Source organism: Paenibacillus sp. Y916 (assembly GCF_056786435.1).
On record NZ_JBXCJA010000001.1, the window covers coordinates 152,159 to 178,295 of the forward strand.

Annotated in this window: 21 protein-coding genes and 4 pseudogenes; 22 read left to right on the top strand and 3 right to left on the bottom strand. The window is 41.7% G+C overall.

The annotated features are described in order from the left end of the window. Positions 1-89: 89 nt before the first annotated feature. A pseudogene (locus AC1TO9_RS00655) lies at positions 90-296 on the bottom strand (DUF3189 family protein); the annotation flags it as partial. A gap of 53 nt (positions 297-349) precedes the next feature. Between AC1TO9_RS00655 and AC1TO9_RS00660 the strand changes: the two are divergent. From AC1TO9_RS00660 to AC1TO9_RS00765, 22 genes and pseudogenes are all read left to right on the top strand, one after another. Then, positions 350-1,333 carry a sugar-binding protein gene (locus AC1TO9_RS00660; protein ID WP_482054595.1) on the top strand — a complete coding sequence of 328 codons (984 nt, stop codon included), beginning with the start codon at positions 350-352 and terminating at the stop codon, positions 1,331-1,333. Further along, on the top strand, positions 1,330-2,775 hold the full coding sequence (locus tag AC1TO9_RS00665; protein WP_482058138.1) for a sensor histidine kinase: 1,446 nt from the start codon (positions 1,330-1,332) through the stop codon (positions 2,773-2,775). Before AC1TO9_RS00660 ends, AC1TO9_RS00665 begins: the two co-directional genes overlap by 4 nt. A gap of 15 nt (positions 2,776-2,790) precedes the next feature. Continuing rightward, complete coding sequence (locus AC1TO9_RS00670) at positions 2,791-4,371, top strand: helix-turn-helix domain-containing protein (RefSeq protein WP_482058139.1); 1,581 nt, start codon at positions 2,791-2,793, stop codon at positions 4,369-4,371. A 204-nt stretch (positions 4,372-4,575) separates the two neighbouring features. Continuing rightward, positions 4,576-5,661 (top strand): D-xylose ABC transporter substrate-binding protein, encoded by a 1,086-nt coding sequence (gene xylF, locus AC1TO9_RS00675; protein ID WP_482058140.1) that lies wholly within the window; start codon positions 4,576-4,578, stop codon positions 5,659-5,661. Positions 5,662-5,742: 81 nt separating this feature from the next. Next, positions 5,743-7,254 (top strand): xylose ABC transporter ATP-binding protein, encoded by a 1,512-nt coding sequence (locus AC1TO9_RS00680; protein WP_482058141.1) that lies wholly within the window; start codon positions 5,743-5,745, stop codon positions 7,252-7,254. 2 nt (positions 7,255-7,256) lie between these two features. Then, positions 7,257-8,450 carry a sugar ABC transporter permease gene (locus tag AC1TO9_RS00685; RefSeq protein ID WP_482058386.1) on the top strand — a complete coding sequence of 398 codons (1,194 nt, stop codon included), beginning with the start codon at positions 7,257-7,259 and terminating at the stop codon, positions 8,448-8,450. A gap of 244 nt (positions 8,451-8,694) precedes the next feature. Further along, positions 8,695-9,681, top strand: a complete 987-nt coding sequence (locus AC1TO9_RS00690; protein ID WP_482058142.1) for a glycoside hydrolase family 43 protein — start codon at positions 8,695-8,697, stop codon at positions 9,679-9,681. Positions 9,682-10,075: 394 nt separating this feature from the next. Beyond that, positions 10,076-10,294, top strand: a complete 219-nt coding sequence (locus AC1TO9_RS00695; protein ID WP_482058143.1) for a sulfatase-like hydrolase/transferase — start codon at positions 10,076-10,078, stop codon at positions 10,292-10,294. 96 nt (positions 10,295-10,390) lie between these two features. Further along, complete coding sequence (locus AC1TO9_RS00700) at positions 10,391-11,284, top strand: glycoside hydrolase family 16 protein (RefSeq protein ID WP_482054602.1); 894 nt, start codon at positions 10,391-10,393, stop codon at positions 11,282-11,284. 142 nt (positions 11,285-11,426) lie between these two features. Continuing rightward, the gene (locus AC1TO9_RS00705) at positions 11,427-11,666 is read left to right on the top strand and encodes a glycosyltransferase (protein WP_482058387.1); all 240 of its coding nucleotides are present in this window, start codon (positions 11,427-11,429) and stop codon (positions 11,664-11,666) included. A gap of 83 nt (positions 11,667-11,749) precedes the next feature. Beyond that, positions 11,750-12,148 (top strand): hypothetical protein, encoded by a 399-nt coding sequence (locus tag AC1TO9_RS00710; protein ID WP_482058144.1) that lies wholly within the window; start codon positions 11,750-11,752, stop codon positions 12,146-12,148. A gap of 197 nt (positions 12,149-12,345) precedes the next feature. Further along, positions 12,346-12,879: an RNA 2',3'-cyclic phosphodiesterase gene (gene thpR / locus AC1TO9_RS00715; RefSeq protein WP_482058145.1), complete on the top strand. Its 534-nt coding sequence runs from the start codon at positions 12,346-12,348 to the stop codon at positions 12,877-12,879. Between the two features lie 4 nt (positions 12,880-12,883). Then, positions 12,884-14,383, top strand: a complete 1,500-nt coding sequence (locus tag AC1TO9_RS00720) for a 5'-nucleotidase C-terminal domain-containing protein (RefSeq protein WP_482058146.1) — start codon at positions 12,884-12,886, stop codon at positions 14,381-14,383. Positions 14,384-14,406: 23 nt separating this feature from the next. Beyond that, on the top strand, positions 14,407-15,546 hold the full coding sequence (locus tag AC1TO9_RS00725) for an ABC transporter ATP-binding protein (protein ID WP_482058147.1): 1,140 nt from the start codon (positions 14,407-14,409) through the stop codon (positions 15,544-15,546). Then, complete coding sequence (locus tag AC1TO9_RS00730; RefSeq protein ID WP_482058148.1) at positions 15,540-16,505, top strand: carbohydrate ABC transporter permease; 966 nt, start codon at positions 15,540-15,542, stop codon at positions 16,503-16,505. Before AC1TO9_RS00725 ends, AC1TO9_RS00730 begins: the two co-directional genes overlap by 7 nt. Before the next feature lie 8 nt (positions 16,506-16,513). Next, positions 16,514-17,335: a carbohydrate ABC transporter permease gene (locus AC1TO9_RS00735; RefSeq protein ID WP_482058149.1), complete on the top strand. Its 822-nt coding sequence runs from the start codon at positions 16,514-16,516 to the stop codon at positions 17,333-17,335. A gap of 80 nt (positions 17,336-17,415) precedes the next feature. Continuing rightward, the gene (locus AC1TO9_RS00740; RefSeq protein WP_482058150.1) at positions 17,416-18,852 is read left to right on the top strand and encodes an extracellular solute-binding protein; all 1,437 of its coding nucleotides are present in this window, start codon (positions 17,416-17,418) and stop codon (positions 18,850-18,852) included. Positions 18,853-19,014: 162 nt separating this feature from the next. Next, entirely contained in the window at positions 19,015-19,794 is a 780-nt protein-coding gene (locus AC1TO9_RS00745; protein ID WP_482058151.1) for a Cof-type HAD-IIB family hydrolase, read from the top strand. 80 nt (positions 19,795-19,874) lie between these two features. After that, positions 19,875-22,238: an eCIS core domain-containing protein gene (locus AC1TO9_RS00750; RefSeq protein WP_482058152.1), complete on the top strand. Its 2,364-nt coding sequence runs from the start codon at positions 19,875-19,877 to the stop codon at positions 22,236-22,238. Positions 22,239-22,558: 320 nt separating this feature from the next. Then, a pseudogene (locus tag AC1TO9_RS00755) lies at positions 22,559-22,759 on the top strand (RNA polymerase subunit sigma-70); the annotation flags it as partial. A gap of 907 nt (positions 22,760-23,666) precedes the next feature. Then, a complete protein-coding gene (locus AC1TO9_RS00760) occupies positions 23,667-24,314 on the top strand; it encodes a polysaccharide deacetylase family protein (RefSeq protein WP_482054606.1) in 648 nt (215 codons plus the stop codon). A gap of 24 nt (positions 24,315-24,338) precedes the next feature. Then, complete coding sequence (locus tag AC1TO9_RS00765; protein ID WP_482054607.1) at positions 24,339-25,037, top strand: glycosyltransferase family 2 protein; 699 nt, start codon at positions 24,339-24,341, stop codon at positions 25,035-25,037. A gap of 309 nt (positions 25,038-25,346) precedes the next feature. Here AC1TO9_RS00765 and AC1TO9_RS00770 read toward each other — a convergent pair. Together AC1TO9_RS00770 and AC1TO9_RS00775 are read right to left on the bottom strand one after the other, a co-directional pair. Then, positions 25,347-25,484: pseudogene (locus AC1TO9_RS00770) on the bottom strand (iron chelate uptake ABC transporter family permease subunit); the annotation flags it as partial. A gap of 26 nt (positions 25,485-25,510) precedes the next feature. Further along, positions 25,511-25,927 (bottom strand): annotated as a pseudogene (locus AC1TO9_RS00775) (iron chelate uptake ABC transporter family permease subunit); the annotation flags it as partial. Between the last annotated feature and the right edge of the window lie 210 nt (positions 25,928-26,137).

Sequence of the window (26,137 nt, forward strand, 5' to 3'; positions counted from 1 at the left end):
AGTCGAGCTAAGAATGAGGAGCTATGCGGCAATACTTGTTCTTAGCAACAAGCTCTCAGTTACATCGTGAATGACAATCCATACTTCTTTTAAAAAAAGCTTGTTTTGATATTTTTCTCAAAACAAGCTCTTTTTATTTTCTTCGTATTTTCAACCAGCCGAAAAATATGATCACAGCATTGTTTGGCACTCATAATTAATAAGGGTACACTTACAAAATCAATTTTTAATCCTCTTGAGAAAAATCCCCCAATTGACATCATGAACGGTACAGTTGGTGATGTATTAGAGAATATTTCTATTGCAACCGTTTTCATAAAAAAGTAGGATATGGTTGAGGTGAATGATAATGGATAAAAAATGGCTAGCGTGTGTGGTTGTGTTATTTTTACTCCTGACGTATGAATTTATTGGATTCGCACATCAATCCGGTAAGATGGGTAGCATCGTTCAGGAACTACATGGTCACCCCGGGAATTTGGGACATCGCTATCATATCGTACTGATTGAGCAGGAACGTTATCATCCTTACTGGAAAATGATTGAGAAAGGTGCGGAGAAGGCCGCGGAAAGGTATGGGATTGATATTGAATTTACGGGTCCGGTCCGCAATAACATGGATGAGCAGATTCATTTACTGGAAAAGGCGATTGCTGCCCGAGTAGATGCAATTATCGTCCAAGGGTTGAACGGTGAGAGATTCACTCCAGTTATAGATAAAGCTGTGCAGCGTGGAATTCCTGTTGTAACCATCGATACGGATGCTCCGGCTAGCAAAAGGCTGGCTTATGTAGGTACCGATAATGAGATGGCAGGCGAAAGCTTAGGACGTCTTGTTGTAGAGACTACAGGTGGATACGGAAAAATAGGTGTGATTATTGGGAGTGAGCTTGCTGAGAATCAGCTGCAGCGACTACAAGGGCTAAAAAACATCGTAATGCAATATGAAGACTTGAAAATTGTGGAAGTGCGTAGCTCCAACATTTCACATATGGAAGCGATTCAGCAAGCAGCGGAAATGATGCAGATGCATCCGGATATTACCATTATGGTGGGTACCAGTGCAACAGATGCTCTTGGTGTTCTTCAGGCTGCGAAAAGTTTGAAACGGGATTCTCTTACGATCATTGGTTTTGATAATCAGGAAGAGACGCTTGCCGCCATTCTAAAGGGTGAGATTAAGGCGACTGTAGCACAACAGCCATTTTTAATGGGAGATACAGCAGTCAGGCTCCTCCATGAGCATTTTCAGGGAAAGGCCTTACGATCTGAATATTATACAGAGGTTATGGTGCTAGATAAGCATAATGCTCAGAAGGGGGAGGGCTTGTGAGTATCCGCAAGAAGCTGTTGGTTTGTATTCCGCTACTGGTGCTTTTGATGAGTACGGTTTCCTTTTTCTTGTTCCAAAGCGGTAAGAATGTGCAGGAAAGCTATCATTTAATGATGAATCGTATCTTACTATATAAGGAAGTGTCTTATGAGGTTGGGGAGATTATGCGATCGATGAACCGGTCTATTATGCAGGTCGATGTGGATAGCTTTCCTGAGGTGGAGAAACATCTGAGAGGTGTTCAGCAGCTGCGGCAGGAGCTCGATGGATTGGAGACGATTGGCGGAAGCGACCTGCCACTTGTGAATTACCGCAATATTATTGATACGTTTCTAGAACAAGTTGAGACCATGATTGGCAAGATCGATGATGAAGATTCTAATACCATGGCAGGGGCTTACATTGAAGCGGAGCAAACCGAACGTTTTATACGTGAGGAGGCCCAGGGATTGGTCGATATTGAGTTGGATCAGTACAAGCCGATTTATCAGGAAATTATGTCCACTACGGACAAATTGAATAAACTTGGAACTCAACTGGTCATCACTGTCGCAGTTCTTAGCATTATTCTAGCAGGATGGCTGTCGAGTAGTATAACGGGACCGATCCGACGGCTGGTGGCAACTGCCAAGCAAATATCGAAGGGACGGATGGACACAAAGGCTCCAGAAAGTATGAACAATGATGAGATCAGCATCTTGTGCCGAACTTTTAATGGCATGATCGATAATATTCAAAGTTTGATGGCTGATAATATCAAAAGTCTAGAGAAAGACCGTCTGGTCAAAGAGCTTGAGTTGAAAATGCTGCAAAGCCAGATTAATCCGCACTTTTTGTTTAATACTCTTAATTCTATAGCCAAGTTGGCTTATATTGAGGGAGCGACCAAGACAAGTGATCTTACGGTATCTGTATCCCGTTTATTGAGATATAACTTGCAAAAGCTGGATCAGGCGGTACCGTTGCGTGAAGAGGTTGAACATGTGACCGAATATATCAATATTCAGAGGGCGCGGTTTCGTGACCGAATTTCTTTTGTAATGGAAATTGATGAGAGAGTACTGGATGGAATGGTTCCATGTCTGACCCTGCAGCCTATTCTGGAAAATGCATTCGTACATGGGATAGAGCAGATGGAAGAGGGCGCCGAACTAAAGCTCACAATCGGATATGTGGATGAAGCTGTAGGAATTGAGATTCGAGATAACGGTGTAGGGATGAGTAGGGAGACTGTCGATCTACTTCTCAAATCCTTCCGAGAGGAAACTCCTAGTATGGGTAGGAAGGGCCAATCGACTGGACTGGGGACACAAAATGTATTCAAAAGACTACATTTATTCTTCAACGGAGAGCAGAGCATCGAAATCGATAGCGTTGAGGGTAAAGGGACAGTCGTGTTGTTCAGAATTCCTTATCGCGCGGTAAACACATTACATGGATAAGAAAGGACGTGACTCATGTTCAGTTTGCTTATTGCGGATGATGAAGCGCTGGAGCGGGAAGGTCTGGAGCTGATGATTAGGCATATTTTTCCGAACACTTTTCATTTTCATCATGCGGAAAATGGAAGGAAGGCCATTCAGATTGCGGAAGAGGAACGACCTGATTTTATTTTTATGGATATTAAGATGCCTGGTATTCAAGGACTTGAGGCTGTACGTCAAATTTCAGCAAATCTTCCTTCAACCAAAATTGTAATGATAACGGCTCACGATTATTTCTCTTACGCGAAGGAGGGGCTGGCTCTGGGAGTCCGTGACTACCTGCTTAAACCAGCCAGACGAGAGGAAGTGCTACAGGTATTACAGCTGTTCATTGCAGAGAAGGAAGAAGAGAAACGCCTACGAAATGAGCAACTGGAGATTCAGGAGAAATTGTCTCAGCTGATCCCACTAGCTGAGAACGAGCTATCACTCATGCTTATGCTGGAGTCGGTGCAGGAGGTGGAACTCGAACAGTTGGCTAGTTTACTCAATTTACAGTGGGTTAAAGGTTATGCAATGGTGTTATCTTTTTCAAGGCAAACGAAAAAGGAGTGGGAGGATTTCCAACTGCTCAAGCGGGAAATTTATGAAGCTGTTAAGCATTTCACGAAACCCAATCTTTCCTCTATCGCCGGACCTATCGTTGGACATCAGATGGCCTTATTTAATCCTCTTCCACCTGGCAGACCTGGTTATTCCCAGCGTGTTATATCTCTAGACTGGGGTGAACGTATTAGGGACTTTATAGAGGAGCGATTTCAGTTGTCCCTTTCGATAGGAATTGGATCTGTTCGGGAAGGCTGGGATGGAGTGAGTCGATCCTATCGGGAAGCAGTTCGAGTGTGCACAGAGGATAAAGAGCTGCTAAATGTACGGCATTATGATGATATGATCCAGAGTTCAGGGCAAAAGATGATCTCATTGGATGATGAGAAGAAGTTACTTGATGCTTTATTGCGTCACAACAAACAGGAGAGCTCAGAGCGATTTGACTCACTATTTACGATTTTGGAAGGAACAGTGGTCAGTTCATTTGCTACCTTGCGCGGAGAAGTCATAGGACTTCTGCTGTATATATGTCGTGCGATTCAATCAGGCGATGGGGCCGATCTGATTACATCTCTGAGTGTAGAAGAAGATAGCGATGCTCTTCGAAAAAGTGCATTATTGTGGATTGATTCCTTCATCGACGGCCTGAAGGAAGAGCGGGAGCAGAGTCGGTCTCTAGTGCTCCAAAGGGCTCTTCTCTATATTGACCAAAAGTATAATGAAGACATCTCATTGGAGCAAAGTGCGGAATATGTGAATCTTAGCCCACATTATTTCAGTAAATTATTCAAGCATCATGCAGGAGAGACTTTCATCGACTATGTTACCAGGCTTCGTATTAAGGAGGCAAAGCGGTTGATTGTGGAAGAACGTCTCAGTATAAAAGAAATTTGCTATGAGGTCGGTTATAAGGACCCAAATTATTTTAGCAGGGTCTTCAAGAAAGCAACAGGAATTACGCCAAGTGAATACCGGCAGCAATTAGAGAAGAAAAGTCCTTGTTAACCGACAAGGACTTTTTTGTGTTGTATAACTGAATTGTCCTGTGAAAGACTCGCAATTGGCTTTCATTACAGGAGGCAGCAATGTAATGCAGGTTGAAAGTAAAGATGTGCTGGTAATGAACACGCCACAGCATGTTGTCCCATGCTAAGCTTTATTTGTAAGCGCAACCAAATATTTTAACTGGTGAAAAGGGGCGAAGAAAGAGTGAGAAAATACGGTAATGTTATTCGATTAGGATTGGTAGCTCTATTATTGGCATCATCACTTGCAGGCTGTGGATTGGTCTCCAATGGGGATAACCAAAACAAGGAAAAAACAGCCGCGAAAGACGGAGACAAAATTGTTATTGGGATGTCTATGGACACTTTGAAGGAGGAACGCTGGCAAAAGGACCGCGATATTTTCACTGCTAAAGTGGAAGAGCTTGGAGGCGAAGTGAAGGTTCTTGCAGCCAATGGAGATGATGCTACACAGATGAGTCAAGCAGAGCAATTAATCTCTCAGGGAGTAGACGTACTCGTAGTTATTGCGCACAATGCTGAAGCGACAGCGCCGATTGTGGAGAAAGCACACAAGGAAGGCATCAAGGTTATAGCGTATGACCGACTGATTAACAATGCAGATGTGGACTACTATATCTCTTTTGATAATGTACGTGTAGGAGAATTCCAGGCGACAGCTGTGATCGAACAGGCGCCGAAAGGTAACATCGTGTATATCGGCGGAGCGGATACGGACAACAATGCTCATATGTTCAAGGAAGGCGCAATGAATATATTGAAACCTCTTGAAGAGAAAGGGGATATCAAGATTGTGTATGACCAGTTCTCCAAGGACTGGAAGCCAGAAGAGGCTCTTAAGAATATGGAAAATGCGCTAACTGCGAACAACAATGACGTGCAAGGTGTGGTCGCAGCTAACGATGGTACGGCTGGAGGTTCGATTCAGGCATTAACTGGCCAAGGGATGGCTGGTAAAATTCCAGTATCCGGTCAAGATGCAGATTTAGCTGCTGTACAACGCATTGCAGAAGGAACACAGTTGATGACCGTGTATAAGCCGATTAATGCGATTGCAACAAAAGCTGCTGAGATGGCTATGGCTGCTGCCAAGGGCGACAAGATCGCGACGGATAAGACTGTAAATAACGGGAAGGTTGATGTCCCTTCCATACTCCTTGATCCCATTGCGGTTAATAAGGACAATTTGGACGTTCTGATCAAAGATAGCTTTCACAAACTGGAGGAAGTATACAAGAACGTTCCTGAGGACCAATGGCCTAAACAATAACCTAGTAGAATGGCGAATGCGGAACCTTAAGGTTCCGCTCTCTGCTGATTCTGATTCATGGTCAGAAAGGGTGCTTGAATAATGTATATATTAGAAATGGCAGACATCAGTAAAGAGTTTCCCGGAGTTAAGGCGCTAGATCGTGTGAATTTTAAGGTTAGGGAGGGAGAAATACATGCCCTGTGCGGGGAGAATGGTGCTGGGAAATCAACGCTGATGAAGGTACTAAGCGGACTTTATCCGACCGGTACCTATAGCGGTGAGATTATCGTTGGTGGTAAGAGTAGGCAGTTCCATCAAATAACCGACGCTGAACAAGCCGGAATTGCTATCATTCACCAGGAGCTTGCGCTCGTCAAAGAGATGACGGTAGGTGAGAATATCTTTCTAGGAGCTGAGCCATGCAAGCGCGGAGTTATTCAGTGGGATGAATTGTATCATAATACCTCTGTGTGGTTGAAAAAGGTGGGACTTAATATTTCCCCAACCGTCAAAATAGGTCATCTTGGGATTGGCCAGCAGCAACTAGTTGAAATCGCAAAAGCACTTTCCAAGCATACAAAAATTCTGATTCTAGATGAGCCAACAGCAGCTTTAACTGAAAGTGAAGTCTCCATCCTCATGGGGATATTGAATCAACTGCGCAGTGAAGGTGTCTCCTGTGTATACATTTCACACAAGATGCCCGAGGTTTTTGCTCTTGCAGACTACATCACGGTACTCCGTGATGGGCGTACTATAGCGACTCTTGATCGTAAGGAGACGGATGATGATAAGGTTGTATCCCTAATGGTTGGCCGGGAACTGACAGAGCGATACCCACGAGTAAACCGTACACCGGGAGAAATGATGCTTGAGGTTAGACATTATAACGTGTGGCATCCTGAAAAGCGTAATCAGAGAGTGCTCAGGGATATTCATTTCACACTACGTAAAGGTGAGATTCTTGGAATAGCGGGACTTATGGGTGCGGGACGCACAGAGCTTGTCACTAGTCTTTTCGGTGCTTATGAAGGCAGAGCAGTGGGGGAAGTACAAATCGAAGGGAAAACCGTGAAGATTAAATCCGTTGCTGAAGCTATAAAGGCAGGAATGGCTCTAGTAACTGAAGATCGCAAGCGTCAAGGACTAGTGATGGGTATGGATGTGAAACGAAATACTACGATGGCCACGATGGGCAAGGTATCAAAGCTAGGTTTCATTAACGAGAATGAAGAGATTAAATGGGGACGCAAGTATGTGCAGGATCTAAAGACGAAAACAGCTTCGCTGGAAACGTTGGTAGGAACACTTTCGGGAGGAAATCAGCAGAAGGTTGTCATCGGGAAATGGTTAATGTCTGATCCGAAAATCCTGATTATGGACGAACCTACCCGGGGTATCGACGTTGGAGCGAAATACGAAATATATAATTTAATGAATCGACTGGTAGATCAAGGTGTAGCCATTATTATGATTTCTTCGGAGTTGCCTGAGGTACTGGGTATGAGTGACAGAATTATGGTGATGTGCGAAGGGGAATTCGTTAAGGAATTTCCATGGCATGAGGCCACCCAAGAAAATATAATGATAGCCGCCACAGGAGGGAAATAATGATGCAGCTTCAAAAGGAACTTCAAGATAGAGTGGATATGCCTGTGACCCGAAAATCGCTCTGGAGTAGCTTGTTTGGTGAAATGGACGTGCGTGCATATACCATGGTAGGAGCGTTGGTGTTACTATGGGTACTGTTTGGACTTCTGAATCCTACCTTTTTGACCTCACGAAATTTATCTAATTTATTCACACAAATGTCTGTGACCTCCATACTGGCTATAGGAATGGTACTCGTCATTGTGGCGGCGCATATTGATCTTTCTGTAGGTTCTATCGTAGGGTTGACGGGAGGAATTGCCGCTATATTGAGTAATTGGCTGGAACTGCCGGCGATTATTGTTATTCTTGGGACACTGGTTGCCGGAGCGGTGCTCGGTCTGCTTCAAGGATGGCTTGTAGCTTACAAAATGATTCCTGCCTTCATCGTTACTTTGGGTGGTATGATGGTGTTCCGCGGCGTATTAATGGGTGTCACCCAGTCCAAGACGATTCCAGTATCTGATCCGGTGATTGCATTGCTGGGTAATGCATATTTTGCTAAAGGATTTGGTATCATTATTGGTTTGCTGGCCGTGGGAATTCTACTATGGTCTGCCTATACGAAACGACGTTCCCGGCAAAAATATGGCTTCGAGATCGCACCACTCGGAGTAGATATTACGAAGGTCTCTGTGCTCGCATTACTAGTTGTGTCGTTTGTAGTCGTTATGAACAATTATAAAGGGATTCCTTTTCCTATTATCTTCGTTATTATATTGGCGATCATTTTTTACATTATTTCGACGAAGACCACGTTTGGGCGTCATATTTATGCCATTGGCGGCAATATTGAAGCTGCTCGTTTTTCAGGTATTCATATTAAACGCAAGACAATGCTGATTTTTGTACTTAACGGACTACTCGCTTCTATTGCAGCAATTGTCTTGACTTCCCGCTTGGCATCTGCGACAATCACTGCCGGTAACATGGCGGAAATGGATGCGATTGCTGCTTGCGTCATCGGTGGAACATCATTGATGGGCGGTGTTGGGACAATTATAGGTGCCATTATAGGCGCATTGGTTATGACCACGCTCGATAACGGGATGTCACTGATGGGATTGGAGTCATTCTGGCAGTACGTAGTTAAGGGCTCCATTCTCGTTTTCGCTGTTTGGCTTGATATCTCCAACCGCCGTAAGGGAGTAAAGTAGGATTCTTCTTTTTTGCTAGAATGCTCTCTGATGAACAAATAGTAGCCTGCTAGTTAGAGTTATTCTTACGGCCGGCTACTATTTGTTCATATTATCTATAATTATTAGAGTAAGTTCTTTAGTATGAGTATTGGAGTGGAGAGCAGGATAGTGTAAAATAAAAGTAAGAAATGAAAGCGATTTCAAAAACGATGATCGCGATACTATCACGGTAACATGCGAATCAGCTAAAAAGGAGTATACTATGAAACCAAACACTAAACCAAACCAACCACTAGTCAAACACATTTATACGGCAGACCCGTCTGCTCATGTTTTTGAAGGTAAAATCTATATCTATCCTTCACACGACCTCGATCATGATGGGCCAGATAACGATAATGGGGACCAATATGCTATGGAGGATTACCATGTATTATCTATGGAGAACTTCGATTCTCCTGTCGTGGATCATGGAGAAGCTCTTCATCTGCGCGATATTCCATGGGCTTCAAGCCAGCTCTGGGCGCCAGATGCTGCTTACAAGAACAATGTATACTATCTGTTCTTCCCAGCACGCGATCAAGACGGAATCTTCCGGATTGGGGTTGCTACGGCTTCCTCACCTGCAGGACCATTTAAGCCGGAGCCTAATTATATTAAGGACAGTTATAGCATTGACCCTGCTGTATTTATCGATGAAGATGACCAAGCCTATATGTATTTCGGTGGTCTCTGGGGAGGGCAATTGGAAAAGTGGCAGACAGGCAGCTTCGACTCGTCGCAAACTGAGGGGCCCGCAGCAGACAAGCCTGCGTTAGGTCCACTCGTGGCAACGCTAAACGAGGATATGCTGTCATTTAAGGATAAACCGTTTGAAATTTCGATAGTGGACGAAGAAGGGAATCCGATTCTTGCGGGCGACGAGGAGCGGAGATATTTCGAAGGGCCATGGGTACATAAATACAATGGCTATTACTATCTATCTTACTCCACGGGGACTACACACAAACTGGTTTATGGAATTAGCAAGAACCCGCAGGGTCCGTATACATTCAAGGGGACAATCCTGACTCCTGTTATTGGTTGGACCACGCATCATTCTATTGTCCAGTTTGAAGATAAATGGTACCTCTTTTATCATGATTGTTCTCTGTCTGATGGCGTCAATCACAAACGTTGCGTGAAATATACGGAACTAAAGTATAATGCTGACGGAACAATTCAAACGATAGATCCTTACGCTGACTAAATGATTAGCAAAATAATTCTGAACCGTTCACGATCACAAAGATCGTTGAACGGTTTTTTCAATGGACAAATCTTACTCGAACAGTATTATAGAAGGGTTCAATGAATCTTTACCTGAGAAAGTTGTTCCTCAATATCGTCTGGAAGGAGTACCTGGAGATACCAACTAATTTGATGTGATTAGTAAAAAAATGATTGATAGACTATCTTGTAAGCTGATAGTATTCATTCATATTCAAAACGAGTTCGCCATTCATTCCAATTAAATAACGTATTTGTAGTCGACTGGATCACCAGAGACTCAATTATGAAAGGACTAATCTTTAATTGTTGAGTCTCTTTTTTGTATTCAGATGATTCACAAATAAGGAGGAGCTGAGAAGAGAAAATGTCCAATGAATTTCAAGGAGAAATCAAACGCTATTTCGACACCGAATATTGATCAATTAGCCAATGATGGACTTCGTTATACGAATTTCCACACGACAGCCATTTACTCTCCAACTAGGGCTTGTCTTTTGACAGGAAGAAATCATCATTCTGTGGGTATGGGTTTCCTAGCCGTTATTTATGTTGAACTTTGTCTGTTTTACCCCATGAGTGTCAATATTTAAGTATTCCAGAGATCTAAAAAATAAGGTAAGCACATAAGCTTCTATAGAGGGAACAAGTATGAAGGAAATGATGATCTTATTTGAAAGGAGATACAGATGGAATCAAAGTTATTGATGAGCACGTTAAGAAAAAGGGTATGGTTGATATTAGTTTTCGCTATTCTATATACGTCAGGTGCGGGATTGTACAGTATTTATTTCATGAATTCGATTTACGGTGCCTCAAGTCCACTTATTATTCCCGATGAAAAAAGATTTGAGAGTTCTCTAGTTAAGAAACTAGAGAAAATGAACGTTCTAAGAAAGTCTACATCCAACGAAAATAAAAGATGGATACTGAAATGGAGTGATGAATTTAACACATTTTCTAATAATAACTGGATTGCTCTAGATGATGCAAATGGATATGGAAATAGAAAACAACATTATAAGCCTAATAATATTAGTGTTGTAAACGGCAAACTAAAAATTAGTATCCTTAAACAGAAATCAGGCAAATTTAACTATACATCTGGAGCAATTATAACTAAGACTAAAGCGCACTTTATGTATGGTAAGTTTGAAATTAGAGCTACATTTCCAAGTGGAACAGGATTGATACCAGCTATATGGATGATGCCTTCAGATGGAAGCTTATACCCTGAAATTGACATAGCTGAACTTGACGGCAGTAAACCAAAGGAGTTATACAACGTAGTACATGATGAAAGAAAAGGGAAACGCGTAAGAGAATACAAAATGACTAACAGTGTAGATTTATCAAAAGACTATCATGTTTACGGAGTTGAATGGACTCCTACTAAGATGACTTACACATTAGATGGAAAGGTTATTTTTACTGGTAGAAAGTTAATACCGCAAGAAGCAATGTACCTGTATATCAATGTAGGCATTGGAGGTGATTGGGTAGGTGAACCGAACAAGTATACTAAGTTTCCCAACTCAATGTTGATTGATTATGTCAGGTACTATGTAAGAGAGGGATCGTGATATGAGCTTAAGTATAGTTATAGTTGGTGTACTACTATTCTTATTGGTTGTAGGATTTCGATTGATGTATTTAGTCATAACTTTAGCTTATACAAATAGCAGTAAGCACAGATCCATCAATCTATATTTAGATGAAATAAAAATGTCCATACTAATTCCAGCTTACAACGAGGAAAGCGTCTTAAAAGGCTGTATAGAAGGTCTAAATAATCTAAATTACACTAACTACGAAGCAATATTTATTAATGATGGATCCACTGACAACACACTCGCTGTACTCACTTCACTATTAGACCTCACACCAGATTATGACACTATCCCCAACTCTAAATTTAATTTATTCCAAAGGCAGAGTGTTACACTGAGATTCCTGAAAATCTGAGTGATCTAATCAAGCAGAAAACGAGATGGCAGAAAGGATTTATAGATTGTTTAGTCAAGTATAAATCTGGATTTATTAAATCTATGGGTGTTAAGTTTGCACTGTTCTTGTTATGGGATTCTTTAGGCATGGCAGCTCTAGGAATTGCTATATTAGTTATCTATGGTGAGATAACGACATATCACATCTACTGTCTAATAGTATCACTATGTATTCAATTGTTCACTAAAGTATCGGCATACTGGGCTAATAGTAAATACGGTCATGTGTATACTCTATTTAATTACGTAAAAATAGTAATGTTCTTTTTAGTGGAGGTACCAATAAAACCCATCTTTGATGCTACGTTATTTACTTATGGGACACTATCGTATTTTCTATCGAGAGATAAACACAATTGGAACAAGGTTAAGAGATTAGGAAATGTGTCGGCTATTAATTTAGAGATGGATCAAGCAAGATCGGTAGCGAGTTCAATATGAACTGGCCGTTTTTGTTTTTAAAGGATACATATTTAAGCCATACATGCACATATACCTCTGTAAAACACTCTCATGAAAATAGTTTAATATTTAATTCATTGACTTTGACTTCTCATTGAGTTAAACTGGCGTAATTTATAAATTAAGTACATAAATTTTTAAGATACCAAATTAAAAAAGATTGGACTGGCGAAAGTATGGAGATATTTGTCGGATTAGATGTTCCTTTTGCTGTGAGTCAAGAGTTGGTACAAATTAAAAGAAGACTGCGTTATGTTGATCAATCAGGGAAGTACGAGCCCGCAGAAAACTATCATTTGACCTTGCGTTATTTCGAGGAAATGTTGAGTATAGAAACAATTGCTTCACATTTGGAACAAATAAAATTTAGAAGATTCATATTGCAGCTTAATGAACTGGGTATGTTTGAAAATGCTGATCGAAATGTGGTTTGGGTAAATGTGAGGGAGGAGAATGAAAGCCTGAAAAACCTTCAACGAGTGATAGACGACACGCTGATAAGTGCTGGCGTTCAGTTTGAAAGCATCTCGTTTGTTCCACACATTTCGCTTGCATATGATTGCAATACGTCTATATCAAATTACTTTCCTTTCTGTGTGGTCACACCATTATCCTATGAAGTTTCGAGTTTTTATTTGTATGCTGTTGATCACTCATTGGATGGCACTCGTTTTAGGAAACTATTTCAATTTGCTCTTATGAAGGGATAAGCCGATGGACACAAAAACAATATCGATCCTTTGTATTAACGATTTTCATGCCGAGCTCTTTGAAACCGAACATACACTCGGCTGCGCTAAGCTTAGCACGTTAGTGGCAAAGTATAAAATGGAAAATCCCCATACAATCGTAGTTTTTGGAGGAGATAATTATAAAGGCGATCCCGTATCAGAGCAATTGTCTGGCGAACCTGTTACCTTTTTTATGAAGAGCTTGGATGCGAAGGTCTCCGCGGTTGGCAACCATGAATTTGATTATAGTATGGATATGTGGAGGGACTGGTCGCGGCAAGGCGATTTTACATTTGTAGCAGCGAATGTTATAGACTCGCGAACAGGGGAAATAGCTGATGGGTTCAAGCCATATATAATTATTACTGCCAATGGCGTGAAGGTTGCATTTATAGGATTGTCTACCGTGGAACAGCTGAATCGTCTCCCTTATTCGGATGATGTACGCGCTTTGGAAATAGTAAACGGCACTCAGGAGGCAATAAAATGGGTAACTTATTTGAATAATGGGAAAGATCCACAAGGAAAACCTGATATGATACTGGCTCTCACGCACTACGGAATAAAGTATGCAGCTGACCCCATCACGCTTATTGGAGAAGAAGTGATCGATCTTTGCCACAAAGTGCCTGAATTATCCGGTGTGTTTACAGCACATTGGCATCAGTTTTTGAGTGTGGCAATCAATTCAGTTCCCGTTGTGCAAGGAGGCAGCAACGGAAGAGGATTTTCTCTTCTGACGATAAAGCTTTCACCGGACAATCAAGTTCGGAAGGTAACTCCTCAGTTTTTAGACTACAGCAGCAGGATCGCTGATATTCCGCCGGATGAGGATATGCAGCAGAAAATGGACGCATACAGGAATCAGGCCATGAAGACGCTGGGAGAAGTGATCGGACAAATAGAGGAGGATATCGTTCACAAAACTCCTCTTACTGCAGAGGTTGATATGGAAGGAACACCACTTACAAAACTAGCAGTTGACATAATGCGCAAAGAGACAGGCCGTCACATCGTTCTCATGTATTCAGGGAGAATGGGACTAGGCCTTCATAAAGGTGATGTAACACTTTATGAGCTTTATAAGTTGTTTTATTTCAATGATGAGATCATTACGATGAAGCTGAAAGGTGCAGATCTGATAAAAAATATTGAAAACGGCATAAGTAAGCTAAGCAGCGAGAGAGCGTCGCCTCTAGCATTCGGCGGGCTACAGGTTGTTGCGGATTATAGCAAGCCTTATCGAAGCAGAATAGAATCGATCATGTTGGAAAACGGACAAGCACTTGAGCTCGATCAATATTATGATATCGCTGTGGATGAATTTATTGCTGCTAATGAGATGGGATATGATTTTTCGGCAGGAGTCAATTGGAAACAAACGGGTGTTTTTATTCGAGACAATATGATTCAAGCGATTAAGGAGCAAGGGGGACTCGCCAATGAGTACCCTGAAACGATAAAAGTGAGACATAAACAATAAGCGTACAAAGAGGCGGAGATCAAATGAAGGTGAAACTAGAGCAGTTGACGAAAACTTTTGCTGAAAAAGGAAAACCTTCTTACACTGCTGTTAACGGGTTGAATGTCGAGATTAAATCCGGATCCTTGACGGGTCTGTTGGGGCCTTCAGGCTGCGGTAAATCGACCGTGCTGTATATGATTGCTGGCATTCATTCCGCTACAGGAGGGAAAATATGGTTCGAAAATCAAGATGTGACCGATACTTCGTCCGAAAACCGTGGAATTGGCTTTGTATTTCAAAACTATGCGCTATACCCGCATCTGACAGCAGGAGAAAACATTGCATTCCCGCTTCTAAATTCTAAAAAATTAAAAGCTCAGATGCATAGAAAGATGGACAAATGCATCGAGGATCAGGGTATCAAAATGAATTACAAATCCTACATCGATTCGCTCGTCATTGAAACAGCTAAGCTGGTTGATATTTCAGATTATTTGGAACGAAGACCGTCCGAGCTGTCCGGCGGTCAACAGCAGCGTGTTGCTATTGCAAGAGCTATTATTAAAAATCCATCGATACTGCTGCTTGATGAACCGCTGTCCAATCTGGATGCGCGTCTGCGGATTCAAACCCGGGAAGAAATCAGACGCATCCAGCAGGAGTCCGGCATTACGACGATCTTCGTAACGCATGACCAGGAAGAAGCTCTAAGTATATGTGATGAAATCATTATTTTAAATAAAGGAACGCTACAACAGCAAGGTACCCCGCAAGATGTTTACGATCAGCCAGTCAACTTGTTTGTATCTAAATTTCTGGGGAATATTCCTATTAATATTATTAAAGGAACTGTTGCAAATAACAAGATTTATATAGGAGAAAAAGAGTGGTTAACCCTACCAGTCTCGCTTTCTGATCAAAAGGTGAGCATTGGTATTCGAGCTGAGCATGTTGTGGCCACATCGGATCCAGACAAGGAAACCTTTCCTGTTAAGGTCGTGAAAACGATAAGGCTAGGAGACTCTTTCACAGTAGAAGGCCATCTTCGCGATGGACAATCCATCACCTTCCTTAATGATAGAGATTCGCCTTATGAAGAGAATGATTTACTGCAATTGTATGTGCGCCAGCAGACGATCAGCATCTTTAACGAAGAGGGAGATGAACTCCTGCAATGCTAAGGAAAAAACGAGATCGATCGAAAGTACGATATGACCATTCGGCTTATCTGTATCTGCTTCCTGCATTTCTGCTATTAGGCATATTTACGGTTTATCCTATTATTAACACGTTCATTACTTCATTTAAGCTCGATTATCAGTTTCTGACGGGAAATTACAGCGGGTTTAGTGCAAAGCATTATATTGAGGTCATGAATGATTCAGTATTTAGAAGAGCTTTGTGGAATACGACCTTCATTGCATTCATTTGTGTGCCGAGTTCTATGCTCATAGCACTCATCTTATCGCTTGGTCTGAATGCTGTAAAGCGGCTGCAGGGGTTTTTCTTGACCATCTTTTATCTTCCCCAAGTTACTAATGTTATTGCTGCGGGATTAGTATTTTCGTTTATATTCAACACCAATTTCGGCTTAATGAATGTTTTCCTTGGATGGTTCGGCATTGAGCCTGTCGCATGGATCAGCGGAGAGGGGATTGTCGGTTCACAGGAACGATATAATCAGTCCTATATGCGAAGCTTGTTTGTTCTCTTTCTGTACAGTGTTTGGGACGGGCTGTCTCTCAATGTTCTTCTCTTTCTGGGCGGACTTCAAAATATCAATAAGCAATACTATCAAGCTGCGAGTATTGACGGTGTAAGCAAATGGATGATAACCCGCAAAATAACGATGCCATTACTTTCGCCGACTACCATTTTTATATTTGTCACCTCCGTTATTTTTGCCTTTAGGGCTTATGCCAATGTCATTGCCTTGTTTGGAGATGCTTATGGGCCGCCGGGCGACAATTCCAAGATGATGATCACATTAGTCGGGTATATTATGGACGCTTTGGGTGATTATTTATCGCCGGGATCCGTAAGTAGTGCTGGTGCTGCGGCGGTTATTTTGGTGCTGATGGTCATGGTCGTCGTCTTCTTTCAATTAAAAATAACGAAAAGATGGGTGTATTACCATTGAGGAAAACAATGAGGCTCAACAAGGTGTTCCTGTATCTGTTCCTGACCATTTCCGCCCTCTTCGTGCTGATTCCATTTTATTGGATGGTAAATACATCTTTGAAATCATCAGCAGAGGCTGTGATGGTTCCGCCGACACTGATCCCAGGAGAAATACGACTTCAGAATTATGTGGATGCTGTTCTCCAAGCACCGCTGCTCACCTATTTATTAAATACGCTTTTGGTTGGCGTTTCTGTCGTTATTGTTAGTACTGCCGTATCCATTTTGTCAGCTTTTGCATTTGCACGGCTTCAGTTTCGAGGAAAGAATGTATTGTTTTTTGTAGTGCTTGCGACAATGATGATCCCGCAGGAAATGCTGATTATTACGAACTTTCAAACCATTGCCGATTGGGGTTGGATGAATACATGGCAAGCGTTGATTATTGTGTATTGGATCAATCCATTCAATATTTATTTGCTGCGACAAACCTTTATGCAAGTTCCGAACGAGCTGTATCTGGCTGCCAAAGTGGATGGGTTGGGAAGCTTCCGTTTCTTAATAAAAGTGATGCTGCCGCTTTCTAAGGCCACCATTATTACTACTGTAATCCTTTCCATGGTTTCGATTTGGCAGACATTCGCATGGCCCAACCTGGTCACAACGAAAGACGATTTAAGGCTGGTTTCGAACGGACTGCAGAATGCTTTCACAAGCAGTGTCGGCACCATTGAATATGAATTACAAATGGCTGCGGCAGCGTTGATTACCGTACCGCTTGTGTTGATGTTCCTGTTCTTACGCAAATATATTTTTGCAGGTATGCTCCAAGGCGGTATCAAAGGTTGATTGCTCATCGCGTCAAATAAATACCCGGCGGGTTCGACCAAAACCGCCTTTACATAGAAGAAGATAAAGAGGAGTGAAAAATGAAAATGAGAAAAAATCTACTGTCAATTTTGATTATTATGGCCATGTTATTGGTTGCCGCTTGCAGCAATAATAACAATTCAGAAAGCAACACATCTGTGAATGCAGCACCAACTGCAAGCATAACGCAAGAGCCGACGGCAGAAACAACGGAAGCGCCGAGCGCAACGGAGTTAGCTGTGAAAAGCGTAGTTGATGATAAGAAGGAAGTAAGTATCGAATTCTGGACAGGAACAGGTGCGGCGAATTTTCCGATTTTGGAACAGATGGTTCTTGCATTCCAGCAAGAATATCCGAATATTAAAGTGGATTTCTCCAACCAGGGAGCGATCGGCGAGCTGACAGGCAAGCTCACCCAAAACATTGTATCGAAGTCAACGCCTACCTTATCCAATATTGATGTGAGCACATTCCCTGAATATATAAATAGTAAAGCCATTATTGATTTGATGCCGTATTATCAGAACAGTGACATTGGATTGGCGAACCAGACAAACGGTGTTTTCCAGTACTACCTGGATGAAGTGATGAGCCTTGGAGCAGAAGGTACTATGTACGGTTTCCCGACCAATAAGAAGACGACGGACGTGCTGGCGTATAACAAAACGTACTTCGATAGTAAAGGCTGGGCACCTCCGAAAACATGGGACGAGGTAATAAACTATTCTAAAGTGATTAAAGAAGAGACCGGAAATCCGGGCTTCAGTTTTGATAATTCTTATGGTGATGCTCCTTTCAAGCTACTATCTCAGCAATGGGGCAGTCCGTACGTTCATGATGATGGAACGATCGATATCGATAATGAAGCCGGCAGAGAAGCATTGACGATCTACAAGGAAAATATGGATCTGGGCTATTTCACTGTGCCAGCCTTAATGCCAAGTGCAGGAGGCAAATTCAGTAGCAACGGCTTTGTAATGGAAGAAACGTATATGTTCGTTGGAGCATCTGCTGGTATCCAATTTGCGCTACCTAAACCGGATGCAGGCCACAAGGATTTTGAAGTAGGTGTAGCGCCAGTACCGCAAAAAGATTCAAGCCATTCGATCAATTTTTCCAAAGGCGAGAATTACGTGATCTTCGCAAATGCAACAGAAGAAGAACGAGTTGCTGCTTGGCTGCTCGTTTCCTACTTGACGGATTCAAAGCAAAATGTGAATTGGTTGATCGAAACGGGGAATCTTCCGACCAGCCAAGCAATGTTGGATGAACCGGTATATAAACAATTTTTAGATGCCGAGCCTAGCAATACTCCTGCTTATTATCGGGCCGCAGCGGTAAATGCTGTGCTAATGTCTGGCGATTTGTCCTTTAATAAAGTCATACCGCAATCGAGTACGCTTGCTAGTACAGTTAGCGAGATGTGGGAAGCCATTATGATTGGCGGGGGAGACGTTAATCAACTTCTGCAAGAAGCCGCCAGTAAATTAAAATAAGAAAGATGTGGGAGGGACAGTTCCTTCTATAAGTAGGATCAGATGAGACACCTTCCGCTGTTGCTGAAGGTGTCTTTTTACAATAATATAACTTAACATTTTTTCTCAACTGTAGTATGCTATAGTAATTTAAAAAATCTAAGCATGGAAGGAGCGGATGACATGCCTAAAAAAATATTATTCTTTGATTTCGATGATACCCTTTACAGCCACAAGACGAAAAGCGTACCGAAAAGCACGAATGACGCCTTATACAACCTGCAGTCCAATGGACATACTGTCGTGATCGCTACGGGCAGAGGGCCGGAATCCATGTCGTTTATCCAGCAGGAATTGGCAATTCCTTGTGAAACGATGATATTTCTGAATGGACAGCTTATTTTCCGCAATGGAAATAAAATTTTCGAGAGCTTTGTGACTCTTCCATCTATCCATAAAATTATCGATAAGTCGAGAGAACATAGATTTGCTTATGGTGGATATTATGCAAATGGAGAGGTAGTGGACCATGTTAATGAAAGGGTAGTAACGGTCTGGAAAGACTTTAATTGTCCGCTGCCAACCGAGCTGGACCGATTTGAGGCCAGCTATCCGTTATATCAGGGACATCTTTATATTACAAAAGAAGAATCAGTACTGTTCGAAGAGCATCTGGATGATTATTTAATGAATTGGTCTCATCATTATCTTGCTAATCTCATCTCAAAAAAAGCAGGAAAGTCCCAGGGTATCCGCTGGCTGATGAAGGAATCTGGCATTCCAAAGGAGTGCTCCTTTGCTTTTGGCGATGGCTTTAACGATAAAGATATGCTGCTGTCTGTAGGCCATGGCATCGCTATGGGCAACGCTTCAAATGATCTGAAGCAGGTAGCAGAACTAGTGACTGATGATGTTAATGATGATGGTATTGTACATGCATTACAGTTTTACAATTTCATTTAATCTCTATTCAGCTTAGTTTACATTATCCATTATTTAATATTGAGTATATACTCAAAATCGGCGCAAGCTGGAGGTGCTTTATGCAGCAATATGATAAAAGAAGTGTTCCGCGGAAGCAAAATAACACATTATCAACCTCGACCCAGCCGCAGCAAAAGAGCATAATTCCACATGAAAATATGATGCAATTTCAGAAAACGATTGGTAACAAGGCCGTTTATCAGCTTATGCAGGGGACAAAGATGAAAAATTCTGAGCCCGCACAAAAGAAAGCAAATCGTACTGGAATGTCCGATGCTTTGAAAGCTAGAGTGGAAAGCCTTTCAGGACTAAGCATGGACAATGTGAAGGTGCATTATAATTCGTCTAATCCTGAAAAGCTAGGGGCAGCGGCTTATGCTCAAGGGACAGATATACATCTAGGACCTGGTCAGGAGAAGCATCTGCCGCATGAGGCCTGGCATGTGGTGCAGCAGGCGCAAGGAAGAGTTCAGCCAACCAGGCAAATGAAGGATTCGGCAGTGAATGATGATTCGGTCTTGGAAAAAGAAGCGAATGCAATGGGCAGCAAATTTCCTAGCACTGCTACGAATGAAGTTTCTCAACTGCAACCAATGGAAAGTTATCCTCTGAATGTTAAACAATTTGCAAGGCTGGAACATGCCAATCCACTGCTGGCCAATGGAAGAGACCTTCTATTTGATACCTTATCGGTGTTGAAGAATACGGATGATAAGGATAATAGAATAGGACTAAATGAAAATTTATTAGATACAACCTATAACAATCAGGGGGATAATCTTGTTCTTGATATCGATATGATTTTTGAAGAAAATTTACAGAGATCCATTGAGCATGCTGGCTTCTTTTCAAAGAAAATCAATGAGATTGTTGGTATTATACATAAATTTATTAATATAAAATCCGTTAATCAAGAATCCGTTAATCAGGCGATAGCAAAGGATGAAGGGGATCTAGCTTTGAAAAAAGAGCGTATACAATATTCGGAAGAATACCTTAGCGATAAATTACGAAGTGAAGTATCATTAGGGAATTTAAAAGAAGATTCCTGGAAATTGGATGTAAGCGGTATTCAGGATGCAGAGGAAAAACGTATGGCGGCAGGCTACGCTAAATTGTTGAAAATGCTTGAAACTCAATATCCTTACTTTGGCGGATCGGAAGAATATGAAAAGGATAAAAGAGATAATTTAGAATACTGGATCTATCATATGAGTACTTTAACAAAAGATCCAGAAAGACAGTACGCTGCTGGTTCCCCTAAAGCTGATCTTATGAAGCCTTTGATCGATTATCGAACACGTCCGGAAGGATTGGTTCCACACCAAAACCAAAGAAACTTAGGAACAGGTATGGTGGAATTGGAATGGAACGAGTTTCCATATGTATTAAAAAGTTTAATGAGCAAGGCGATTAAGGAATTGTACCAGCATGGTTCAACAGGAAGAATAGATACTTTAAAAGCTTTGTACAAAAAACATAGTATAGATAAACAGCATAAAGAAACAACCATTCAATCAACACACGCATTACAGGATTTATGGAAAGTTGCTAGTGAGGATGAGAGGAAATCAATCTATGGCGATGTTTTAAAGTTGCCTTGGTCCAATGCCCATATTCAATCGGATAATGATGTACGGCAGGCATTAGCGGGAAATCGGAAACCGGATCATAAGGCCCCGGCGAATGTTGCAGGCGTCATGGGGAACATATTGGAGACGCCTAAAAAAGCGAGAGTCCGTTATGAAAAGGATTTGGTAAATGTAGATGATACAACGGATTTAAGTAAATTTAATCATGAGGGATCAACCGATTCTTTAACGAAGGATATGATTTTAAAGGAGTTTGAAGCCAAGCAACAACAATGGTACGATACGGCTAAGGCAAACCATAAGCCTATTATTGGCGGAATAAGCGGCCATACACTTGGCTACTTAAATCTCTATGAGAATGCTCTTGCAAATGCGGAGTCTGATTCAAGTGTAGCGAAAGAACGGACAACGTATCCAAAGATGGAGGTGTTAAGAGTTGGAATGCTCGCGGCACTCGTAGGAGACAAACGTCATCATAGTTATGATGAAGTCATGACTGCCAGTCATATGATGCCCACTCATGATGATCCGCCAAATCCGCCAACGTTGCAATACAAACATCCGGAATCTTATGAAGATGTAATTCTATCAGATATTTCTGGAATAAAAGATGCAGCTCACTCAGCTAAACTTGAAACAATAAACTCGATAGATCAACCAGAATCAAATACAGTTCTTAAAGTACTGATTGACAATGTTTATAAGCAAGATCAAGATCAAATCGATAATTTAAAAGGAAACATCATGTCATATGTGAAGGGAAATTTAAAGCACAGTGACGCCGAACCAATCGTACAAAGTGTAATGCAATACCGAACCCGAATCGAGTAGATGTAGAAAAGTCTGAATCATTTGCGGATAGACTTTCATTTTTTAAAAGTAAAGAAAACAAATAAACAGATAGTTCTTCCGAGCCAGATGATACAATATGATACAAGGATTTGTCTGAATTAGTAATTTATCTCTCAAGAACCAACTACAGGTATCAGTCCGTGGTTGGTTCCTTTTTTTTTGAAAAATTTTCAATATCTCCTGTACATGCACTTCTAGGCCGTCGCCCACATAGACTATAGAACAGACTTCAATATTCGACTAGATCGGGGGCCAGTGGCTTCCTGTCTATGGAAACCAACTTGGGGGTGTTCGGTTCAATGCCTGGATTAATCTCAGCGATAGCGCGGTTCATTAAGCAGGTTTCACTACTTGTATCTTACGTCAAGAACAATGCTTTTCCCCAGCCACTATCCGAGAAGGACGAGAGCAAATACTTACAATTAATGGCCGAAGGAGACGGCAACGCACGAAACATGTTGATTGAACATAATTTGCGACTGGTGGCGCATATCGTCAAGATGTTGTGAACACGAACCGATGTCAGGAAGGGGTGCGGTTTGTGATGTGGGACGAGTTAATTGGATGAGATCATCGGAAGAAATGTGAATCGGAATTCTAATCCAACAAACGGAAAAAGTACAGGCGGCGCGCCAGATTCGGTTCACCAATATTCTAGAAATAGTTGAAATGGAAATCATCTTGAATGCCTATACATATGAAGCCATTGAAGTTGAAAAATATATGCCGCAGATTCTGGGTGGAAAGGGATTAAAGGCTTAGGACGTTTATGCAAACAACCTAAGCAAGCCAAACCATAATCGAAGCTAGCGTTCAAAAAGATCGGAAGCTCTGCTCCAGTTTGTCGAAGCGAGTCGCCAAACAACGGTAGGCACGTAGGTTGCAACATTCAACACATGTTGAAATGGTTATGTGGTTAGAGGAAGAATAGAAAAGCCCCTTCCATCCTCATAAGCTTGCACATTTACTCTCTTGTTACGTTATCCTTTGGAGCAAGTTGTTGATTCGAGCCTGTAATGATGCCTTCTTGAATCGTTAAAGCAATTTCGTTTCTTGATAATTCTCCATCCAATATTAACCTTATGTTTAAATGATTGACTTAGTGAATCTACCTCCGCTGACGTTAGTTTCGCTCAATCAGAGAATTCCAAAGCTGCTTCCTCTCTCTTGTATCTTTTTAGTAAATTAGGTCTTCCTCATAGGACTAGAGCCGTTCCTATAGTGTCTCGTGCACATACTATAAACTAGCAGTATATTTAGATTTAAGTGAGCGGGGCATTAGGAGATTCGCAGGATTAATTCCCGCAACTGAACTCGGATGTCGGCTACAGCCTTTCCCCGGGACTCAATCAAACGTTTGATGTGCTTGCTTTAATTATTGTGCAGTATCTTGAGGAGGAGGGCGATATGGGCGAAAGCAACTGGAAAAAGGGAGCAATCAAAGCCGCAAAGCGAAAAGACAAGGTTGTGGCTTTCACGTTTGACGATGGCCCGGACACTTTATACACACCACGTATATTAGATATTTTAAATCATTATAATGTGAATGCGACTTTCATGTGCTGTGGTGAACACATCGATAGTAATCAAGAAATGTTTAAGCGTATGTTCCGTGAAGGCCATGAAATAGCTAATCATACCTGGAATCATCCCGACTTAACAAAAATCGCCCCTTCTGAAGTCCACGGACAAATCGAGGATACTTCAAATATCATTTACCAGCTGATCGGTCAAAAGCCACGCTTATTTCGTCCCCCCTATGGTAAGGCGAATAAGCAAGTGATGAAACAATGCAAAGCCCTTGGCTACAAAGTCATTCTATGGGATGTAGATAGCCTTGACTGGACAGGCATTTCGGGCACCCAAGTTGCCGCTAATATTCTTTCAGGTGTTAAAAAGGGCTCTATCATTTTACAACATAATGGTTGGAGTCCGTTATCCGGAACGGTGGACGCCCTTCCGTATATCATTGAAAATCTCTCCAATCAAGGTTATCGTTTCTTGACGGTTTCGGAATTGTTGGGGGTCGCTCCTTATCTTAACGGTTCAACATGAATGATTTTCGGAAGGAGGGTTCGAATGGTCTCAGTTATTTGTTGTTCAATTAGAGAACAATTTATGGAGAATGTTTTTCAAAACTATGATAGGCAAAAAATTAAGAATAAGGAACTCATCATTATCTTGAATGGGGAAGAGATGGATATAGAAAATTGGCATGCAAGAGCCGCTCGTTCTAAAGATGTATCGGTTTATAAAAAGCCTCATATTACTCTAGGGGAATGCTTGAATTTTGGAATTAACAAAAGCCAGTATAATATTATCGCAAAATTTGACGATGATGATTACTATGCTCGCAATTATCTAGCACAACAAGTAAGAGATTTGCAGCGTAAAGGTGCGGATCTGGTCTGCAAGAGAACGGTCTTCATGTACTTTGAACAAAAAAAGACACTCGCCATTCACTTAGCTCATATGAAAGTAAATAGGTTTATTATAAAAAAAAGTGGAGTAAAGGGATCGACATTGGTATTTCGAAAAAAACTGTGGAAACATGTGAAGTTTCATCCGATCAATGTCGGCGAAGACACATTTTTTTTAAAAGAGTGCCTGAAACAGAAATATAAAATTTTTACGACAGACCGATATAATTATGTATGCTTACGGAGGAACGAAATCCATCATACATGGAAATCGAACAATGAAAAATTAATGAATAAATCAGAAATAATATATGTAGAGAAGGAGTATAAAGAGGCCAAGAAAAAAGTATCGAAGTAGCTACGTGACAACAAGGATCAGGCAGTTAACGAGCAGAGGATGCCAGCCATTGTCGTGCATGAAAGGAATTGGCCAGCTAGACTGCAGACTAAGCAGATACAAAGACACCATGTGGGTGCCCTTCTGAATTCGCTGATAGGGTGTTACGAAGAACCATACTATAAGTAAGTGATGGTTAGGATTAGTTAGTGCTATATATTATGTGCCATGCGGACAATCCGTCAAGAAAATTGGAAAGTATATGCTGTTTTCAATCGTGATATAGTTTTCTTGGATCAGCTTCATAAACTATCACATTAAGTTGAATTATGCTATCGGTCCCGAAAGGAAGGAGACAAAGGCTATTGGACCGTTGGTAGCGGTAGCCAGAGCAATCATGAAGACGGAACTCAAAATAAATGCAACTCTTGTCTTGTCTGTGTCGACTCCGAGAGAAGTGGCCGCTTGTATGAAGTATGATGATGCAAAAAACAGCCGCCACGCACCATCGAGCTGATTCCGAATACGAAAACTGCAGTAATTGCAGCGCCAGCTAGATCTAGCCATATATATTGATTCGCGGTGCTTATGTTCAAGAACGCATTTCCGCAAACAACAAACAATGATGCGCCTGTGTTAACTCCCAGTATACTTGGGTCTGCAATCGGGTTGCGAGTGACCGCTTGCATAAGGGCCCCGGAAACTCCGGGTGCCGCACCGCAAAGTAAACTGAAAACGGTTCGGGAAATCCTCTTGCGCACCACGTTTGCCCCGAAGGAGTCTATGTCTGGGTGAAATAAACCGTCTATCAGTTCTTTAACACTCACGAGCCGAGAGCCTAAGACCAGAGATGCAACTATACATATTCCGAGCAAGACAACACAATAGTATCTCTTGCAATGTCTCAGCAAACAACTCTTTCAATGCATTTTGGGCATCCTGTGCTGACACCAGTTTATTCTCTTTAATAAACTCTCGTAATTGCTGCTTTGTCCATAATCCCATGTATTTCCCCCAACCTTTCTTATACTGCTATTTTACAGACTCTCATATTTCAAACAAAGCCGCCACTTCATCAGGTGGCTTTATTTTATATCCCCACTCCCCCGTACATGCACTTC

Bases quoted from the DNA above. Each gene is read 5' to 3' on its own strand.
- AC1TO9_RS00660 (WP_482054595.1), top strand. From the start codon at position 350: ATGGATAAAAAATGGCTAGCGTGTGTGGTTGTGTTATTTTTACTCCTG.
- AC1TO9_RS00670 (WP_482058139.1), top strand. From the start codon at position 2,791: ATGTTCAGTTTGCTTATTGCGGATGATGAAGCGCTGGAGCGGGAAGGT.
- AC1TO9_RS00680 (WP_482058141.1), top strand. From the start codon at position 5,743: ATGTATATATTAGAAATGGCAGACATCAGTAAAGAGTTTCCCGGAGTT.
- AC1TO9_RS00685 (WP_482058386.1), top strand. From the start codon at position 7,257: ATGCAGCTTCAAAAGGAACTTCAAGATAGAGTGGATATGCCTGTGACC.
- AC1TO9_RS00690 (WP_482058142.1), top strand. From the start codon at position 8,695: ATGAAACCAAACACTAAACCAAACCAACCACTAGTCAAACACATTTAT.
- AC1TO9_RS00695 (WP_482058143.1), top strand. From the start codon at position 10,076: ATGAATTTCAAGGAGAAATCAAACGCTATTTCGACACCGAATATTGAT.
- AC1TO9_RS00700 (WP_482054602.1), top strand. From the start codon at position 10,391: ATGGAATCAAAGTTATTGATGAGCACGTTAAGAAAAAGGGTATGGTTG.
- AC1TO9_RS00705 (WP_482058387.1), top strand. From the start codon at position 11,427: ATGTCCATACTAATTCCAGCTTACAACGAGGAAAGCGTCTTAAAAGGC.
- AC1TO9_RS00710 (WP_482058144.1), top strand. From the start codon at position 11,750: ATGGGTGTTAAGTTTGCACTGTTCTTGTTATGGGATTCTTTAGGCATG.
- thpR (WP_482058145.1), top strand. From the start codon at position 12,346: ATGGAGATATTTGTCGGATTAGATGTTCCTTTTGCTGTGAGTCAAGAG.
- AC1TO9_RS00720 (WP_482058146.1), top strand. From the start codon at position 12,884: ATGGACACAAAAACAATATCGATCCTTTGTATTAACGATTTTCATGCC.
- AC1TO9_RS00725 (WP_482058147.1), top strand. From the start codon at position 14,407: ATGAAGGTGAAACTAGAGCAGTTGACGAAAACTTTTGCTGAAAAAGGA.
- AC1TO9_RS00730 (WP_482058148.1), top strand. From the start codon at position 15,540: ATGCTAAGGAAAAAACGAGATCGATCGAAAGTACGATATGACCATTCG.
- AC1TO9_RS00735 (WP_482058149.1), top strand. From the start codon at position 16,514: ATGAGGCTCAACAAGGTGTTCCTGTATCTGTTCCTGACCATTTCCGCC.
- AC1TO9_RS00740 (WP_482058150.1), top strand. From the start codon at position 17,416: ATGAAAATGAGAAAAAATCTACTGTCAATTTTGATTATTATGGCCATG.
- AC1TO9_RS00745 (WP_482058151.1), top strand. From the start codon at position 19,015: ATGCCTAAAAAAATATTATTCTTTGATTTCGATGATACCCTTTACAGC.
- AC1TO9_RS00750 (WP_482058152.1), top strand. From the start codon at position 19,875: ATGCAGCAATATGATAAAAGAAGTGTTCCGCGGAAGCAAAATAACACA.
- AC1TO9_RS00760 (WP_482054606.1), top strand. From the start codon at position 23,667: ATGGGCGAAAGCAACTGGAAAAAGGGAGCAATCAAAGCCGCAAAGCGA.
- AC1TO9_RS00765 (WP_482054607.1), top strand. From the start codon at position 24,339: ATGGTCTCAGTTATTTGTTGTTCAATTAGAGAACAATTTATGGAGAAT.